Here is a 3,113-nt window from a genome sequence, read left to right on the forward strand (position 1 = left end):
CGCCGGGACGGGGAAAGTGAGGCTGTCGCGCGCAGCTGCCACATTGCTCCGGATGCTGCCGAGCACGCGGCCCCCGGTGGCTGCGGCGCCGGCCACGATCGCGGTCACTCCCGCTGCGGCGAAGAAGGAGCGGCGCGACGGCGACATCGCGCCGCGGTCGGGGCGGGCAATCGAGGACCCTGGGCTGGTGGTACCTGCGGCGACGGTGGCTGGCGCGGTGGTGTCTGAGCCGTCATCGGAGACGACGGCGGCGCCGTCGTGCTGTGCTCGCCCGGCGGCCCCGGAGTGCAGGCGGGCGATGAGCCACCGGAGTGCCACCAGACCGGCGGCGGTGCCGATGATCGACGGCGCGGCATCGAGCAGCGTGGCACCGGCCCGCGAGAGGACACTCGCGACCATCACCAGTCCCATCAGCACGACGCCGGCTGCACCGAGTGCCCACTTACGGAAGGCGACGATGCCGAGGATCGCGGCGAGAGCCACGATGGTCACGGCCATGCCCACGAAGAGGGCCACCTTGTCATTGGTGCCGAACGTGTCGATCGCGAAGTCCTTCAGCCAGGCCGGCGTGAAGTCGATGAAGGTCGAGCCGAGCGCGATCAGGGGGGTGGCACGGGCCGCGTAGAAGGCACCGACCAGTTCGGCAATCCCGAGGACCAGGCCCGCGGCGAGGATTCCCGCAAGGGCAGCGAGCGCAGTGGCTTCGCGGGAGATTTTCCGAATGGTGTTCATGGTGGGTATTCGGAGGGGTGCTGCCCGGGTATGGGTAACGGCTGGGTGACGCTCTCCCGTAACAGGGGCCGCGGGCTTCGCTGCAAGCGTTCACTCCCAGTACGCTGGTCGACTGTGAAGGTTCTCGTGATTGGCCCCGGCGGCCGCGAACACGCCCTTGTCCGTACGCTGCTGGCCGACCCTTTCGTCCGCGAAGTCCACGCCGCCCCCGGTAACGCGGGGATGGCGGCGATCGTGCCGACGCACGACGTCGACGCCAACGATCCTCTGGAGGTCACGGCTCTTGCCCGTCGGCTCGGTTCGGACCTGGTGGTGATCGGCCCGGAGGCTCCGCTCGCAGCCGGGGTGGCCGATGCCCTCCGCGACTCGGGAATACCCGTGTTCGGGCCCTCCCGTGCAGCGGCCCAGCTCGAGGCGTCGAAAGCCTTCGCCAAGCAGGTCATGGCGTCAGCGGGGGTTCCGACGGCGATGGCGATGGTCGCCACGACCACCGGCCAGGCCGAGGAAGCGCTGAGCACCTTCGGAGCGCCCTATGTGGTGAAGGATGACGGATTGGCGGCCGGCAAGGGCGTGGTGGTCACCGGGAATCATGCGGAAGCCCTCGCCCACGCCGAGGCCTGTTTCGCGGTGGGCGGCAGCGTGGTCATCGAGGAGTACCTTGACGGCCCGGAGGTTTCACTGTTCGTCCTCTCCGACGGACAGAATGTCCTGCCGCTTGCTCCCGCCCAGGACTTCAAGCGCATCTCCGACGGCGACGCCGGCCCCAACACCGGCGGAATGGGCGCGTACTCGCCGCTCGACTGGGCACCCGCCGGGCTGGTCGACGAGGTCATCGACCGGGTGGCCCAGCCCGTCATCGACGAAATGGCACACCGCGGAACCCCGTTCATCGGCGTACTGTACTGCGGGCTCGCCCTGACCTCCCGCGGAATGCGCGTCATCGAGTTCAATGCCCGGTTCGGCGACCCCGAGACGCAGGCCGTACTCGCCCGGCTGCGCACCCCGCTGGGAGGGGTGCTCCTGGCTGCCGCGCAGGGCGGGCTCGAGAGGATCCAGTCCCTCACCTGGTCCAGGCGCAGTGCGGTGGCCGTGGTGCTGGCCTCGGAGAACTACCCCGACACACCGGTCACCGGCGGCCGCATCCGCGGGCTCAAGAAAGCCGACCGCGTCGAGGATGTCCAGGTCCTTCACGCCGGAACCGCCATGGTGGACGGCAAGGTGGTGAGTTCGGGCGGAAGAGTGCTCGCCGTCGTCGGACTGGGGGATGATCTCGGGAGCGCTCGGAGGAAGGCTTATGAGGGGATGTCGTTGATCGAGCTCAAGGGCGGGCAGTTCCGCACCGATATTGCGCTGAAGGCCTCGCGGGGTGAGGTTCGTGCTGCTGGCGATCGTGTCGACGGGCCCGCCGATTCGGTCGCGGCATTTCCGGGAGGGGCCGAAGCGTGAACGCGTCCATGCCGTGGCGACCAGCGCATCCGGAGCTTCCCGGGTGGAAGCACGTGTATTCGGGGAAGGTCCGCGACCTCTACGAACCGGCGGACGGCGGCGATCCCGACGTCGTGCTGGTGGTGGCGAGTGACCGCATCAGCGCCTACGACCACGTGCTTGCCACGGAAATTCCCGACAAGGGGCGCGTCCTCACACAGCTGAGCCTGTGGTGGTTCGAGCAGCTGGCAGGCGTGCCGAACCATGTGCTGGGCTCCGATGCCGCCGCGGGAGTGCCGGAGGCGGTGGCCGGCCGGGCCATGATCTGCCGCAGGCTGGAGATGTATCCGATCGAGTGCATCGCGCGCGGCTACCTGACCGGAAGCGGGCTCCTCGAGTACCGTGCCTCGGGCACCGTCTGCTCCCTGCCGCTGCCCGAGGGCCTCGTGGACGGCTCGCGCCTCGAACCGGCGCTGTTCACCCCGTCAGCGAAGGCCGAGGTGGGCGAGCACGACGAGAACATCAGCTACGACGCCGTCGTCATGGCCGTGGGCGACGACGCCGCGGCCCAGCTGCGCTCGCTGACGCTCGACATCTATGCGCGGGCCGAGGGCATCGCTCGGGAGCGCGGGATCCTCCTTGCCGACACCAAGGTCGAAGTCGGGCTCGATCCTCTCACCGGGCTGATCACGCTGGGCGACGAGGTGCTGACTCCCGACTCGTCGCGGTTCTGGGACGCGTCGCTCTACTCGCCGGGCCAGGCCCAGCCGTCCTTCGACAAGCAGTTCGTGCGCGACTGGCTGACGTCCGACGCCTCCGGGTGGGACCGCTCGTCGGCGCCGCCTCCGTTGCCCGACGACGTCGTCGAACGCACGCGAGGCCGGTACGTCGAGGCGTATGAGCGGCTGACGGGGCGGTCGTTCGCCTAGCCAGTCGCTCTGCCCCCTCTCGCCCCA

General features: G+C 69.5%; 2 protein-coding genes and 1 pseudogene. 2 read left to right on the forward strand and 1 reads right to left on the reverse strand.

What is annotated here, in order from left to right; translation table 11 throughout:
• Positions 1-732 (reverse strand): annotated as a pseudogene (locus Y705_RS22335) (molybdopterin-dependent oxidoreductase); the annotation flags it as partial.
• A gap of 114 nt (positions 733-846) precedes the next feature.
• Between Y705_RS22335 and purD the strand changes: the two are divergent.
• Together purD and Y705_RS0109765 are read left to right on the forward strand one after the other, a co-directional pair.
• The gene (gene purD, locus Y705_RS18890; protein WP_049822558.1) at positions 847-2,178 is read left to right on the forward strand and encodes a phosphoribosylamine--glycine ligase; all 1,332 of its coding nucleotides are present in this window, start codon (positions 847-849) and stop codon (positions 2,176-2,178) included.
• An 8-nt stretch (positions 2,179-2,186) separates the two neighbouring features.
• A complete protein-coding gene (locus Y705_RS0109765) occupies positions 2,187-3,086 on the forward strand; it encodes a phosphoribosylaminoimidazolesuccinocarboxamide synthase (RefSeq protein WP_026532718.1) in 900 nt (299 codons plus the stop codon).
• The last annotated feature ends 27 nt before the right edge of the window (positions 3,087-3,113 follow it).

This window comes from Arthrobacter sp. H41 (assembly GCF_000520535.1).
Lineage (GTDB): Bacteria > Actinomycetota > Actinomycetes > Actinomycetales > Micrococcaceae > Arthrobacter_D.